This is a genomic window from Streptomyces scopuliridis (assembly GCF_042790125.1).
GTDB classification, from domain to species: domain Bacteria; phylum Actinomycetota; class Actinomycetes; order Streptomycetales; family Streptomycetaceae; genus Streptomyces; species Streptomyces scopuliridis_A.
Genome location: NZ_JBHTZS010000002.1, coordinates 445,669 through 458,500 on the forward strand (window position 1 = coordinate 445,669; position 12,832 = coordinate 458,500).

Consider the following 12,832-nt stretch of genomic DNA (forward strand, 5'->3'; position numbering starts at 1 on the left):
CAGCAGCGGAGGGAGCAGCTCATGGGCATGCCTGACGGAGAGCGGAAGCCGGAGGAGCAGCGGCTCGGACCGGTGATCCGCCGCCGGGGACAGGTACAGGCGGGCACCACCGATCAGCGGCTGCTGGACACCGAGGGCGACTCGGAGTGGGTGCACACCGATCCCTGGCGGGTGATGCGTATCCAGTCGGAGTTCGTGGAGGGCTTCGGCGCCCTCGCCGAACTGCCCAGCGCCATCAGTGTCTTCGGCTCCGCCCGCACCCCGGCGGGCTCCGCCGAGTACGACGCGGGCATCCGGATCGGCGGCGCGCTGGTCGACGCCGGATTCGCGGTGATCACGGGCGGCGGGCCCGGCGCCATGGAGGCGGCGAACCGGGGGGCGCGCGAGGCACAGGGCATCTCCGTCGGGCTCGGCATCGAGCTGCCCTTCGAGCAGGGGCTCAACCCCCATGTCGACATCGGCGTGAACTTCCGCTACTTCTTCGTCCGCAAGACGATGTTCGTCAAGTACGCGCAGGGCTTCGTGGTCCTGCCGGGCGGCCTCGGCACGCTGGACGAACTGTTCGAGGCGCTCACGCTCGTCCAGACGCGCAAGGTGACCCGCTTCCCGATCGTCCTGTTCGGTACGGCGTACTGGGGCGGCCTCGTGGACTGGCTGCGGGACACCGTCGTGGCCCAGGGCAAGGCGTCCGAGAAGGATCTGCTGCTCTTCCATGTGACGGACGACGTGGACGAGGCGGTCGCGCTCGTCACGAAGGAGACGCGTAACTGACCTCGGGGGAGGCCGACAGCTGCGACCGGAAAGCCCTGACCATCTTTCCGGCGTGCAGCAGTCCGATCCGCGCCACCTCGTGCTCCAGACCGTCGAGATCACGCAGTGTCAGCGCTTGCGGCCGGTCCAGGAAGTGCCGGGACTTGACCAGGCCCAGCCGGGACAGCACGGCGCCCCGCGGTTCGTCGATCGCCCGGAACTCCGCCAGCGCCCGCGCGTACATCCGCCGCGCGCCCGTGTACCGGGCCGCCCGGTAGAGGACATTGCCGCGCATCTTGTGGTTGTAGGCCAGGGCGCTCGCCAGATCCATCCGGCGGCAGATCGCCTCGGCCTCGGACAGCAGCGTCAGGGCCCGCTCGGGGTGGCCCTGGGCGGAGAGGATGTCCGCGACACCGCGCAGGGACCAGGCGCGGCCCCGGGCGTCGTCCGCGTCGGCGGCTATCCGTACCGACTCCTGGAACATCTCCAGCGCCGCATCCAGCTCACCGGTGTTGCGGCGCATCTGCGCGATGCCGGACAGCGCCCAGACGATGTGCCGGGCCTCGCCATGGGCCCTGGCCTCCGCGAGCAGTTCCTCGTGCAGACCGGCCACGGCCTCGTAGTCGCCCTGGATACGGCCGGTCTCTGCGAGGCCCGCCAGACAGTAGCCGCGCGCGATCCGGTCGCCGCTGCCCGCCGCGAGATCCGACGCGTGCGTCAGCAGCCGGCGCGCCAGCGGGAGCGTGCCGCACTGCCTGGCCAGGGTGCCGCCGCTCCACAGGGCCCACGCCATGGCGCCCGGCTCACCGGCCCGCCGCGCGCTGCGGTAGCTCGTCCAGGCCCCGCCCGCCTCCGCCACTCTGCCGAGCCGCCGGCTGGCCTCGGCAACGGCGAGCGAGGCGCGTGCCTCCTCCAGCGGGGTGGCGGCCGTACGCCGCAGCGCGCCCGCCGTGGCCAGCACCTCCTCGTACGAGGAATTCACCCCCAGCGCCGACTTCAACTCGCCCTGGTATTCGGGTGCGAACGCCTTGCCGTACATGTTCCCGCGGCCTCCTGATCATCTGCTGCTCTGATCACGAAGCTATGGCGGCGGGAGGGCCCGGCGAATCCAACGGCGTATGGGTTCCGGAGTCCGTCCGAAGGGCTACGCGGGAACCTCCGGTCATCACCTGGAGGGACAGGTCAGGCCAGACCCCGGCGGGCGACCGCCGGGGGGCGGTGGCCCGCGATGGCCGCCACCATGTCCAGGACCTGCTTCGTCTCCGCGACCTCATGGACGCGGTAGACCCGGGCCCCCAGCCACGCCGACACGGCGGTCGTCGCGAGGGTGCCGGTCAGCCGCTCCTTGACCGGTTTGTCGAGCGTTTCGCCGACGAAGTCCTTGTTGGAGAGCGAGACCAGCACCGGCCAGCCCGTCTCCGCCATCTCGCTCAGCCTGCGGGTCGCTTCGAGGGAGTGCCGGGTGTTCTTGCCGAAGTCATGGCCGGGGTCGATCATGATCCGGTCCCGGCGGACTCCCAGCTCCAGGGCGCGCTCGGCGAGCCCCAGCGTGACCCGCAGGATGTCCGCCATCACATCGTCGTACGCGATCCGGTGCGGCCGGGTCCTGGGCTCCGCCCCGCCCGCGTGCGTACAGACCAGCCCCACGTCGTACCGCGCCGCGACCTCGGCCAGCCGGGGGTCCACCCCGCCCCACGCGTCGTTGAGAAGATCGGCGCCCGCCTCGCAGACGGCCTCGCCGACGTCGTGCCGCCAGGTGTCCACGCTGATCACCACATCGGGGTGGCGTCGGCGCACCTCGGCGACGAAGCCGACCGTACGGCGGGCCTCCTCCTCGGCCGTCACCGTCTCGCCGGGCCCCGCCTTCACCCCGCCGATGTCGATGATCGCGGCCCCCTCGGACACCGCACGCTCCACCCGGTCGAGGGCGGGCTGGTCGCGGAAGGTCGCGCCCTGGTCGTAGAACGAGTCCGGGGTCCGGTTGACGATCGCCATGATCACCGGCTCACGCGCGTCGAATTCCCGACGTCCCAGCCGCAGAGTCCCGCTGCGCATCCCCTGTTTCCTCCTCGTGTTCGTCCGCCTGCGACCTTAGTCGTCCCGGAGCGGGCGGCCCCGGCTGTCAGTGGGGCATGGCACGATCGGCACCGGACGTTTTCCTGCCCGGGGAGAAGCTCGTGTTCCTTTTCTTGCTCATCGCGATGGTCGTGGTCGTCGCCGCGGTCACGCTCGCGGTCGTCGGCGGCGGCGACCGCGCGATCCTGCCGGAGGCCGCCGCGGAACGGCTGGTGGATCCCCTGCCGCTGACCCGCCCGGTCGGCCGCGCCGATGTCGAGGCGCTGCGGCTGCCGGTCGGGGCGCGTGGCTACCGCATGGCGGAGGTGGACGAGGTGCTCGGCCGGCTCGGCGCGGAGCTGGCGGAGCGGGACGCGCGGATCGCGGAGCTGGAGTCGGCGCTCGCCGGGGTCCAGGCCACCGCGGTCTCCTCGCCCGACCTCTTCAAGAAGCCCGGAGACCTCTTCGACAAGCCGGGAGACCTCCTCGACCGGCCCGGAGAGGAGACCGGCCGGTGAGCGAGGGCGCTGTGGTGACGGGTCCGGACGGGAAGCGGCGCTGCCCGTGGGGTCTGTCGGCCGAGGACTACATCGCGTACCACGACTCCGAGTGGGGCCGCCCGGTCCATGGCGACGACGCCCTCTTCGAGCGGCTGTGTCTGGAGGCGTTCCAGTCCGGGCTGTCCTGGATCACGATCCTGCGCCGGCGCGAGGGCTTCCGCAGCGCCTTCGACTCGTTCAAGATCGCGTCGGTGGCGGAGTTCACCGACACGGACCGGGAGCGGCTGCTCGCCGACCCGGGCATCATCCGCAACCGCGCCAAGGTCGACGCCACGCTGGCCAACGCGCGCGTCCTCGCCGACTGGCCCGCGGGCGAGCTGGACACGCTGATCTGGTCGTACGCACCGGACGCGGCGAAGCGCCCGGCCCCCCGTACGGCCGCCGACGTACCGGCGGTCACCGACGAGTCCACCGCGCTCGCCAAGGCCCTCAAGAAGGCCGGAATCCGCTTCGTCGGTCCCACGACCGCCTATGCGCTGATGCAGGCGTGCGGTCTGGTGAACGATCATCTGGCGGACTGCTTCGCGCGGAACAGCAGCGCGAGCGCGGGGGCGGGGCGGGACTGAGGGGGCCGGGGGCCGCCGCTAACGGCCGATGTACTCCGGCTTCTCCTTCGCCAGGAACGCGCGCACGGCGATGGTGTGGTCCTCCGACGCGCCCGCCCGCGACTGGAGTTCGTCCTCCTTCTCCAGCGTCTCGGCCAGCGAGTGCGCCGCTCCGTACGCCAGGGACTGCTTGATCGCCGCGTAGGCGAGCGTCGGCCCCGAGGCCAGGGCGCGGGCCACGGCGGCGGACTCGGCCGCCAGGTCGGCGGCGGGCACCAGCCGGTTCACCAGACCCCACTCATGCGCCTCACGGGCCGGTACCGACCGCGGGAAGAGCAGCAGATCCGTCGCCCGGCTCCGGCCCACCAGCCGCGGCAGCGTCCACGAGACCCCGGAGTCCGCGGTCAGCGCGACCCCCGCGAAGGACGTATTGAACGCGGCCGTGTCCGCGACGACCCGGTAGTCCGCCGCGAGGACGAACCCGAGGCCCGCCCCGGCCGCGACGCCGTTCACACCGGCCACCACCGGCTTGGGCATTTCGGTGATCGCCCGCAGGATCGGGTTGTAGTGCTCGCGCACGGTGCTCATCGTGTCGCCGCTGCCCGTCGCCCGGTCCGCTTCGAGCAGCGCGGTGTGCTCCTTGAGGTCCTGTCCGACGCAGAACGCCCGGTCGCCCGCGGCGGTCAGCAGCACACCCCGTACGGCCGGGTCGGCGGCGGACGCCCGCAGCGCGTCCCGGAGCGCGACCTTGGCGGCGGTGTTCATCGCGTTCATGGCCTCGGGCCGGTTGATCGTGATCGTTGCGAGTCCGTCAGTCACCTCGTACAGCACGGTGTCGGCCATGATCGGTCCCCTTCGCGGCTCGGTCAGTCCTGTCCGGCCCCAGCATGGCGGAGATCGTCGGCGCCGGGCATGTGACCTGCGTCTAAGAAAGTCGGGCCCCGGTGGAGCGCGCGGCGGCGAAGTATCGCAGGCGGATCGCCGAATTGAGGGGTTTTGCGAGAGCGCGTTGCGCAAGCGATGCCGTCCGATGTTGGTCATCGGGTCCCGCCATGCGGGATAATGGGCTGGAAGCAATGTGTTCGATGCCGGTGACACAGCGCCTGTCATGGGGCCGCCGGCTGCGATGAGCTGGTTTCAGGAAGGGGAACGAGCATGGCGGCCATGAAGCCGCGAACGGGCGACGGCCCGCTCGAGGTGACCAAGGAGGGGCGGGGCATCGTCATGCGCGTTCCGCTCGAAGGCGGCGGTCGGCTTGTCGTCGAGCTGACTCCGGACGAGGCGGATGCGCTCGGCGACGCTCTGAAGAAGGTCGTCGGCTGAGCGGAGCGCTCACAGTCTCCGGGGTGTTCGGTCACCTCTGGACAGACAGCACGCTGCCCCGGTACGGATATGTCCGTGCCGGGGCAGAGCGCTGTTTCCGGGGCGCCGGCTTCCGGGACGTCAGCCGCGCCGCATCGCGCAGAGCAGCCCGTCGCCCACCGGCAGCAGCGTCGACTGGAGCTCCTGGCTCTCCCGTACGGTCCGCAGCAGCTCCCGCAGTCTCAGCACCTCCGCGGGCTGGGCCGCCGAGTCCACCGTCCGGCCGCCCGCGAAGACGCCCTCGAAACAGACCAGGCCACCGGGGCGCAGCAGCCGCAACGATTCAGCGAGATAGTCGAGGCACTCCAGCCGGTCGCCGTCGCAGAAGACGAGGTCGTACCCGCCGTCCGCGAGCCGGGGCAGTACGTCCAGGGCGCCGCCGGGGATGAACCGCGCGCGGTTCCCCGCGAAGCCGGCGGCCCGGAAGGCCTGCCGGGCGAACTGCTGGCGCTCGGGCTCGGTGTCGACCGTGGTCAGGACGCCGTCCGGCCGCATGCCCTGGAGCAGATACGTCCCCGAGACGCCGGTGCCGGTGCCGATCTCGGCGACCGCCTTCGCGTCCAGGGTGGCAGCGAGCAGACGCAGCGCGGCGCCGGTGCCTGGTGACACCGAGCGGAGCCCAGTCTCCCGGGCCCGGTCCCGGGCCCAGAGCAGTGCTTCGTCCTCGGCGACAAAGGCGTCGGCGAACGCCCAGCTCGTCTGCCGGTTGGCGGTAATGACCCTCTCCTTGTCCCCGTTGGCGGCGCAACGGTGACTGTATCCGCTGCGCCCGGGAACCCGCAGATGGGACCGGGCGTTAAGAAGAAGCGGGGAACACCTGGATCAAGACCTGCGAGCGGGCCTAAATTCACGTAAAGATTCTTATCCGGAGCTAACGGGCGGAGTGGCTATGGTAGGGGCTCCACTGGACACCACCAGAGCCGATAGGGGAGGTGCGGCTGAGCCTGTGGATCGGGGAGGAGTGCTGAAGCGCTTTCTCAGGTCGGCCGGCAAGCCGAAATCCGTGACCAACATCGCTGACCGTTCTCGCTCCACCGACGCCGCAGTTACCGCGACCTTCGCATCGGATGCGGAATCGCAGGCGTGGACGCCTCCCAGCTGGGAGGAGATCGTCAGCACGCACAGCGGACGTGTCTACCGCCTCGCCTACCGCCTCACGGGCAACCAGCACGACGCCGAGGACCTGACTCAGGAAGTCTTCGTCCGGGTCTTCCGCTCGCTGTCGACCTACACCCCTGGCACCTTCGAGGGCTGGTTGCACCGCATCACCACCAACCTCTTCCTCGACATGGTCCGGCGCAAGCAGCGGATCCGGTTCGACGCGCTCGGTGACGACGCGGCGGAGCGGCTGCCCAGCCGTGAGCCGTCGCCGCAGCAGGTCTTCCACGACACGCACTTCGACGCGGACGTCCAGCAGGCGCTGGACACCCTCGCGCCCGAATTCCGCGCCGCCGTGGTGCTCTGTGACATCGAGGGGCTCTCGTACGAGGAGATCGCGGCCACGCTGGGTGTGAAGCTCGGCACCGTACGCAGCCGGATCCACCGCGGCCGTTCGCATCTGCGCAAGGCACTCCAGCACCGTTCCCCCGAGGCCAGGGCGGAGCAGCGCGCCTTCGTGAGCGTGGCCGGGGAGGGCGGAGCGGCGTGAGTGGCACAAGCCCCACCCCCGCCGAGCAGCACTTGGGGGACAGACTCGCCGCCTTGGTGGACGGGGAGCTGGACCATGACGCGCGCGAGCGCGGGCTGGCCCATCTCGCCACCTGCGCCAAGTGCAAGGCGGAGGCCGACGCCCAGCGCCGGCTGAAGAGTGTGTTCGCCCAGTCCGCTCCGCCGCCGCCCTCCGCCGGGCTGCTCGCCAGACTTCAGGGGCTGCCGGGCGGCCTTCCCGGATCCGGCGGAGGTGACGACGACAACGGAAAAGGGCTCTTCGACGGGGGGCGCTTTGGTGAGGGCGTTTTCGGCGTCCGCGCCGACGGCTTCGGTTATGTACCGGCGGGCGCCCATGCCGCCGTACTGCCCAGCGGCTCCGGCTTCCGGATCCATGAGGTCGGCCGCCAGGAGGCCGAGCGGTCGCCGTGGCGCGGCAAGCGGTTCGCCTTCGCCGCCGCCAGCGCGGTGTCGTTCGCCGCGATGGCCCTCGGCGGGGCGATGCCCCTCGGTACGGCCGCCGATGCCCTGCCCAGGGGCGCGGGCAACAATGTGACCCCCTTGCGGGCGCCCGGCACCACCGGCCCGCCCGCCGTCGGCGGTGAGTCCTCCCGTCGTCAGGGCGGCGGCAGCGGAACGCTGTCCCGGTCCGCCGACCGCCCGGCCCCCGGCGCGCCTCCCGGCATGTTCCAGACACAGACCCTCTCCGAGCGTCCCTTCTCGCCGGGCGCCCTGGTCGGTCCGTCCCCGGCGCTGCTGATCCAGCCGACAGGCTCGGCACTCCAGATCGACGAGGCGTCCGGGATCAGTCCCACGGCCACCCCCAACCCCACCCGGCTGGCCGCCCCGACGCTGCCCGGCGCACCCCTTTCCGCCAGGCGCTGAGCGGCCGCCTGCGCGGACATCCGTAAACCTGATTGAATCTTTGGCAGGGGTGCCCGGCAGGGCGCGGAATGGCAGTTGCGGGGAGAGCATGGACGACGGGAAGCCGACCGGACCCAAGGCGAAGTGGTGGAGCCGTCCCTCGGTGGAGGGCGCGATACCGCAGGGGTCCGGGGTGCCTCCGGCCCGGAGCGACGAGATGACGGCGCAGCTGCCTTCCGTCGCTGACGAGCCGTCAACGCCGGCCGGCCCGGCCCCCGCGCCCGCCGACGCGGCTCCCGTACCCACTGACCCGGTTCCCGTACCCACTGACCAGGTTCCGGCGCCCGCCGACGCGGTCCCCGCGCCTCATCAGGGGCGCCCGCAGCCGCTGCACGAGCCCGATGCCTACAGCACACCGCCCTACGGCGGACCCGGCCCCTGGGCGCCCGCTCCGCCCGTACAGCGCCCCACCCCCGCGCACGGCACGCCGATGCCGCCGCCCGCGCACCAGGCGCCGCCGCAGGTCCACATTCCGCAGCAGCCGCACTCACAGCCGCATCAGCCGCACCACCAGCCCCTGCCGCTGCCCATGACCCCGCCGCCGTCCCAGGGGCAGGCCCAGGCGCCCGGCGGTCCCGCGCCCTCGCAGTGGCTCCGGTACGACCCCTGGAACGCGCCGGGGCAGCAGCCCCTGACCCAGTACGGCGAGCCGCGCAAGCGGCGCGGCCGGCGGGCCGGGCTCGTCGCCGCCGGGGCGCTCGCCCTCGCCGCCTGTGTCCTCGGCGGAGCGGTCGGCGCGTACATCGAACGCAACGGCGGCTTCACCAGCGTCGAACTCCCGCAGGCCGACGCGGAAGCCGGCGGGCGCGCGCCCGACAGCGTCGCGGGTATCGCCGCCAGCGCGCTGCCCAGCGTCGTCACCCTGCATGTCAGCGGCAGCGACGAGCAGGGCACCGGCACGGGCTTCGTCCTCGACCGGCAGGGCCACATCCTGACGAACAACCATGTCGTCCAGCCGGCCTCCTCCTCCGGTGAGATATCGGTCACGTTCAGCGGCGGCCAGACCGCCAGGGCCAAGCTCGTCGGCAAGGACAGCGGCTACGACCTCGCCGTCGTCAAGGTCACCGGCGTCTCCGGGCTCAAGCCGCTCCCGCTGGGCAACTCCGACAGCGTCCAGGTCGGCGATCCGGTCGTGGCCATCGGAGCCCCCTTCGATCTGTCCAACACGGTGACCTCCGGGATCATCAGCGCCAAGCAGCGCCCCATCACCGCGGGCGGTGAGAAGGGCGACGGCAGCGACATCAGCTATGTGGACGCGCTCCAGACGGACGCCCCGATCAACCCCGGCAACTCCGGCGGCCCGCTGGTCGACGCGCGGGCCCGGGTCATCGGCATCAACAGCGCGATCCGCGCCGCGGACAGCGGCACCGGCCTCAGCGGCGGCCAGTCGGGCTCCATCGGCCTCGGCTTCGCGATACCGATCAACCAGGGCAAGCGCGTCGCCGAGGAGCTGATCAACACCGGGAAGGCCACGCACCCGGTGATCGGCGTCAGCCTCGACATGGAGTACGCGGGCGACGGCGCCAAGGTCGGTGACAAGGCCGCCGACGGCGGTCCCGCCGTGACCGCGGGCGGCCCCGGAGCCAAGGCCGGCATCAAGCCCGGGGACGTCATCACGGAAGTGAACGGCCAGCGGGTGCACAGCGGCGAGGAGCTGATCGTCAAGATCCGTGCCCACCGCCCCGGCGACCGGCTGGAGCTGACCCTGGCCCGTGCCGGTAAAGAACGGACCATGAAGTTGACTCTCGGTTCCGCGGACGGCACCTGACGGCCACCCGAAGGTACCGCCCGGACAGTTCCGGCAGGTACCGTGGAGCGGCCCGGACCTCGCCCGACCTTCGATCCACTCGAGGAGCAGCACGTGTTCAATGACATTGGCGCCCTTGAGGTGGTCACGATCGCGGTCCTCGCCGTGATGGTCTTCGGTCCCGACAAGCTGCCCAAGGTCATCCAGGATGTCTCCAGCTTCATACGGAAGGTCCGCGCGTTCTCCGAGAGCGCCAAGGAGGACATCCGCTCCGAGCTCGGCCCCGAGTTCAAGGACTTCGAGTTCGAGGACCTCAACCCCAAGACGTTCGTCCGCAAGCAGCTGATGGACAACGACGATCTGGGGCTGAAGGAGATCCGCAGCAGCTTCGACCTCCGCAAGGAGATGAACGAGGTCGCGGACGCGGTGAACGGCACGGAGAGCGCGCCCGACGCGGACATCCCCGCGACGCCGGTGTCCACGAATGGCTCCGCTGCGATCGGGTCGTCCGCGAAGGGCTCCTCCACCATCCCCGACCTGCTCAAGAAGCGCGAAAAGCCCACTCAGCCCGAACGTCCGCCCTTCGACGCAGACGCCACCTGAGTACGACAATCCCTCTGAGCCGGAACGTGGTGGCTATTCTCCATCTGTCCGGCAGTGAGGCGCCCGTCGGGGGCGGGCCGCTCCGGACGCTCACGATCGAGGAGGCGTCGGCAGATGGAGACGACGAGTCGGGCAGGCACGCGGGACGCGGCCGGCTCAGCCAGTGCCGGAGGAGGGGCGGCCGCCCTGCGTTCGGTCGAAGGCTATCTGCGGGCGCCGTTTCCCTGGTACGGACTGGACGACGCCTTCACCGGGCCACGCTGGCTCATGCAGGTCGGCGCGACGGCCGACGGAACGGTGCGGCACGGCGCCACGGGCCACGGTGAAGAGCCGTCGATAAGACCCGAGGCTCCGGCCGCGGACAGAGAACGCTTCGTGGTGGTCGTGACGGTGGCCACGAGCCCCGAACGGCGCACCGGTGACGGTACGGGCCACCTGGACGCCACCACGACCTCCTCCGCGGCCTGGCTGGCCGGTTCGGGGCTGCTGGCCTTCACCTGGCCCCCGCAGCTGGACCACGCGCTGCGCGACAACTGGCTGGACCAGCAGACGGAGGCCGCGTTCGAGCTGGCCGACGATCTGGACGGGCCCGAGTGGACGACGCTCTCGCTGCCGGTCGACGGGGAGCCGACACCGTTCCACTACCGCGAGTCCGAGTTCGGCTGGGTGCTGGCGGGCTCGGCGCGCCGCGGGGTGCACGTCGGGGCGTACGGGCGCGGGATGAGCGCCTATGGGCTCGGCTTCTCGGTGATCGAGGACATCAGGACGTACGCCTCCTAGAACCACGCCTGACGAGAACAACGGGTAAGGGGCGACCGCAATGGGCGGTCGCCCCTTACCCGTTGGGCCGTTGAGTCATTGAGCCGTTGAGCCGTTGAGCCGTTGAGCGGTCCGGTCCCGTCTCAGAACTTGTTGCGCGGGGTGATCCCCAGCGACATGCCCGCCAGGCCGCGCTGCCGGCCGCCCAGCTTGCTCGCGACCCCGCGCAGCGCGGTGGCGGCCGGCGAGTCGGGGTCGGAGAGCACGATGGGCTTGCCCTCGTCGCCGCCCTCCCGCAGCCGTACGTCGATCGGGATCGCGCCGAGCACCGGCACCTCGGCGCCGGTCGTCCTCGTCAGCCCCTCGGCGACCAGCTTGCCGCCGCCGGTGCCGAAGACATCGATCATCTCGTCGCAGTGCGGGCACGGCAGGCCCGACATGTTCTCGACCACACCGACGATCTTCTGATGGGTCTGTACGGCGATGGAACCGGCCCGCTCGGCGACCTCGGCCGCGGCCTGCTGCGGGGTGGTGACCACCAGGATCTCGGCGTTCGGCACGAGCTGCGCCACCGAGATCGCGATATCGCCGGTGCCCGGCGGCAGGTCGAGCAGCAGCACGTCCAGATCGCCCCAGTAGACGTCCGCGAGGAACTGCTGGAGCGCGCGGTGCAGCATCGGACCGCGCCAGACGACCGGTGAGTTGCCCGGGGTGAACATCCCGATGGAGATCACCTTCACGCCGTTCGCCGACGGCGGCATGATCATGTTCTCGACCTGGGTGGGCCTGCCGTCGGCGCCGAGCATCCGCGGCACGCTGTGCCCGTAGATGTCCGCGTCGACCACACCGACCTTCAGCCCGTCGGCCGCCATCGCGGCGGCCAGGTTGACCGTCACCGAGGACTTGCCGACACCGCCCTTGCCCGACGCCACCGCGTACACCCGGGTCAGGGAGCCGGGCTGGGCGAACGGCACCTCGCGCTCGGCGGTGCCGCCGCGCAGCGACGCCGCCAGCTCGCGCCGCTGCTCGTCGCCCATGACGTCCAGCGTCACGTCCACGCGCGTGACACCCGCGACCCGGGCGACCGCGTCGGTCACGCTCCGCGTGATCGTGTCGCGCATCGGGCAGCCGGAAACCGTCAGATAGACCGTGACGGCCACCGCACCGTCCGCACCGATATCCACCGATTTGACCATGCCGAGGTCGGTGATCGGCCGGTGGATCTCGGGGTCGTTCACCGTCGCCAGCGCTTCGCGCACCGCTTCTTCCGCGGGGACGGCGGTTCCGTACGTGTCGGTAGCCATACCGAGATGGTACGGCGATCCGTACCGGCTCCGGAAAGCCCGTCAGCGGTCGGGTTTCTCACGCCCGGGTTCCGCCCGGGGCAGCGCGCGCTGCTCCGCCATGTCCCGCACCAGATCCTGGAGCTCCGACCGGATCCAGTCGCGGGTGGTGACCTCACCCAGGCCGATCCGCAGCGCCGCGATCTCGCGCGTCAGATATTCGGTGTCGGCGATGGAGCGCTCGTTCTGCTTGCGCTCCTGCTCCTGGGTGACCCGGTCGCGGTCGTCCTGGCGGTTCTGCGCCAGCAGGATCAGCGGCGCGGCGTACGACGCCTGGAGCGAGAGCATCAGCGTCAGAAAGATGAACGGGTAGGGGTCGAAGCGCAGTTCGCGCGGGGCGGTGACGTTCCAGACGAGCCAGACGATGATGATCAGCGTCATCCAGACGATGAAGCGGCCCGTCCCCAGGAAACGCGCGATGCGCTCGGAAAGCACCCCGAACGCTTCGGGGTCGTACTCGGGCAGCAGCTTGCGCCGCGGCGGGGCCGGCTGGTCGAGCCTGACCCGGCCACCCCGCATCAGCGCGGTCGACCCGGC

At 71.3% G+C, this 12,832-nt stretch carries 14 protein-coding genes and 1 pseudogene; 9 read left to right on the plus strand and 6 right to left on the minus strand.

All coding sequences use genetic code 11. The annotated features are described in order from the left end of the window. Positions 1-21 precede the first annotated feature (21 nt). Positions 22-771, plus strand: coding sequence for an LOG family protein (locus ACFRKB_RS04235; RefSeq protein ID WP_365973691.1), 750 nt, complete (start codon positions 22-24; stop codon positions 769-771). On the opposite strand, the gene ACFRKB_RS04240 is transcribed toward ACFRKB_RS04235, so the two are convergent. Next, on the minus strand, positions 749-1,789 hold the full coding sequence (locus ACFRKB_RS04240) for a tetratricopeptide repeat protein (RefSeq protein ID WP_383103134.1): 1,041 nt from the start codon (positions 1,787-1,789) through the stop codon (positions 749-751). The two genes, ACFRKB_RS04235 and ACFRKB_RS04240, sit on opposite strands and share 23 nt — an antisense overlap. Before the next feature lie 143 nt (positions 1,790-1,932). Next, positions 1,933-2,805 (minus strand): dihydropteroate synthase, encoded by an 873-nt coding sequence (gene folP / locus ACFRKB_RS04245; protein WP_383103136.1) that lies wholly within the window; start codon positions 2,803-2,805, stop codon positions 1,933-1,935. Between the two features lie 77 nt (positions 2,806-2,882). Between folP and ACFRKB_RS04250 the strand changes: the two genes are divergently transcribed. Together ACFRKB_RS04250 and ACFRKB_RS04255 are read left to right on the plus strand one after the other, a co-directional pair. Further along, positions 2,883-3,323, plus strand: coding sequence for a DivIVA domain-containing protein (locus ACFRKB_RS04250; RefSeq protein ID WP_383103138.1), 441 nt, complete (start codon positions 2,883-2,885; stop codon positions 3,321-3,323). Further along, complete coding sequence (locus ACFRKB_RS04255; RefSeq protein WP_383103139.1) at positions 3,320-3,931, plus strand: DNA-3-methyladenine glycosylase I; 612 nt, start codon at positions 3,320-3,322, stop codon at positions 3,929-3,931. Before ACFRKB_RS04250 ends, ACFRKB_RS04255 begins: the two co-directional genes overlap by 4 nt. Before the next feature lie 18 nt (positions 3,932-3,949). On the opposite strand, the gene chcB is transcribed toward ACFRKB_RS04255, so the two are convergent. Next, a complete protein-coding gene (gene chcB, locus ACFRKB_RS04260) occupies positions 3,950-4,753 on the minus strand; it encodes a 2-cyclohexenylcarbonyl CoA isomerase (protein ID WP_383103141.1) in 804 nt (267 codons plus the stop codon). Positions 4,754-5,065: 312 nt separating this feature from the next. Here chcB and ACFRKB_RS04265 point away from each other — a divergent pair, with 312 nt between their 5' ends. Then, entirely contained in the window at positions 5,066-5,233 is a 168-nt protein-coding gene (locus ACFRKB_RS04265; protein WP_003966491.1) for a DUF3117 domain-containing protein, read from the plus strand. Between the two features lie 120 nt (positions 5,234-5,353). Here the strand turns inward: ACFRKB_RS04265 and ACFRKB_RS04270 are convergent. After that, positions 5,354-6,020, minus strand: a pseudogene (locus ACFRKB_RS04270) (O-methyltransferase). A gap of 141 nt (positions 6,021-6,161) precedes the next feature. Here ACFRKB_RS04270 and sigE point away from each other — a divergent pair. The 5 genes from sigE to ACFRKB_RS04295 all read left to right on the plus strand — a co-directional run bounded on the left by sigE (position 6,162) and on the right by ACFRKB_RS04295 (position 10,973). Beyond that, positions 6,162-6,920: an RNA polymerase sigma factor SigE gene (gene sigE / locus ACFRKB_RS04275; RefSeq protein ID WP_383103143.1), complete on the plus strand. Its 759-nt coding sequence runs from the start codon at positions 6,162-6,164 to the stop codon at positions 6,918-6,920. Beyond that, positions 6,917-7,804: an anti-sigma factor family protein gene (locus ACFRKB_RS04280; protein ID WP_383103145.1), complete on the plus strand. Its 888-nt coding sequence runs from the start codon at positions 6,917-6,919 to the stop codon at positions 7,802-7,804. The genes sigE and ACFRKB_RS04280 overlap by 4 nt, the downstream gene beginning before the upstream one ends. Positions 7,805-7,892: 88 nt before the next feature. Then, complete coding sequence (locus ACFRKB_RS04285) at positions 7,893-9,611, plus strand: S1C family serine protease (RefSeq protein ID WP_383103147.1); 1,719 nt, start codon at positions 7,893-7,895, stop codon at positions 9,609-9,611. A gap of 93 nt (positions 9,612-9,704) precedes the next feature. After that, entirely contained in the window at positions 9,705-10,193 is a 489-nt protein-coding gene (locus ACFRKB_RS04290; protein WP_383103149.1) for a sec-independent translocase, read from the plus strand. Between the two features lie 114 nt (positions 10,194-10,307). Beyond that, positions 10,308-10,973 carry a hypothetical protein gene (locus tag ACFRKB_RS04295; RefSeq protein WP_383103150.1) on the plus strand — a complete coding sequence of 222 codons (666 nt, stop codon included), beginning with the start codon at positions 10,308-10,310 and terminating at the stop codon, positions 10,971-10,973. A 122-nt stretch (positions 10,974-11,095) separates the two neighbouring features. Here the strand turns inward: ACFRKB_RS04295 and ACFRKB_RS04300 are convergent, their stop codons facing one another. Both ACFRKB_RS04300 and ACFRKB_RS04305 read right to left on the minus strand, forming a co-directional pair. Continuing rightward, the gene (locus ACFRKB_RS04300) at positions 11,096-12,256 is read right to left on the minus strand and encodes an Mrp/NBP35 family ATP-binding protein (RefSeq protein ID WP_383103152.1); all 1,161 of its coding nucleotides are present in this window, start codon (positions 12,254-12,256) and stop codon (positions 11,096-11,098) included. A gap of 42 nt (positions 12,257-12,298) precedes the next feature. Continuing rightward, positions 12,299-12,814 (minus strand): DUF1003 domain-containing protein, encoded by a 516-nt coding sequence (locus ACFRKB_RS04305; protein WP_383103287.1) that lies wholly within the window; start codon positions 12,812-12,814, stop codon positions 12,299-12,301. Positions 12,815-12,832: the final 18 nt, after the last annotated feature.

Excerpts from the sequence above, each read along its gene's own strand:
- ACFRKB_RS04300 (WP_383103152.1), bottom strand. The coding sequence starts at position 12,256 with ATGGCTACCGACACGTACGGAACCGCCGTCCCCGCGGAAGAAGCGGTG.
- ACFRKB_RS04305 (WP_383103287.1), bottom strand. The coding sequence starts at position 12,814 with ATGCGGGGTGGCCGGGTCAGGCTCGACCAGCCGGCCCCGCCGCGGCGC.
- ACFRKB_RS04295 (WP_383103150.1), top strand. The coding sequence starts at position 10,308 with ATGGAGACGACGAGTCGGGCAGGCACGCGGGACGCGGCCGGCTCAGCC.
- sigE (WP_383103143.1), top strand. The coding sequence starts at position 6,162 with ATGGTAGGGGCTCCACTGGACACCACCAGAGCCGATAGGGGAGGTGCG.
- ACFRKB_RS04285 (WP_383103147.1), top strand. The coding sequence starts at position 7,893 with ATGGACGACGGGAAGCCGACCGGACCCAAGGCGAAGTGGTGGAGCCGT.
- chcB (WP_383103141.1), bottom strand. The coding sequence starts at position 4,753 with ATGGCCGACACCGTGCTGTACGAGGTGACTGACGGACTCGCAACGATC.
- ACFRKB_RS04240 (WP_383103134.1), bottom strand. The coding sequence starts at position 1,789 with ATGTACGGCAAGGCGTTCGCACCCGAATACCAGGGCGAGTTGAAGTCG.
- ACFRKB_RS04235 (WP_365973691.1), top strand. The coding sequence starts at position 22 with ATGGGCATGCCTGACGGAGAGCGGAAGCCGGAGGAGCAGCGGCTCGGA.
- ACFRKB_RS04250 (WP_383103138.1), top strand. The coding sequence starts at position 2,883 with ATGGCACGATCGGCACCGGACGTTTTCCTGCCCGGGGAGAAGCTCGTG.
- ACFRKB_RS04265 (WP_003966491.1), top strand. The coding sequence starts at position 5,066 with ATGGCGGCCATGAAGCCGCGAACGGGCGACGGCCCGCTCGAGGTGACC.
- folP (WP_383103136.1), bottom strand. The coding sequence starts at position 2,805 with ATGCGCAGCGGGACTCTGCGGCTGGGACGTCGGGAATTCGACGCGCGT.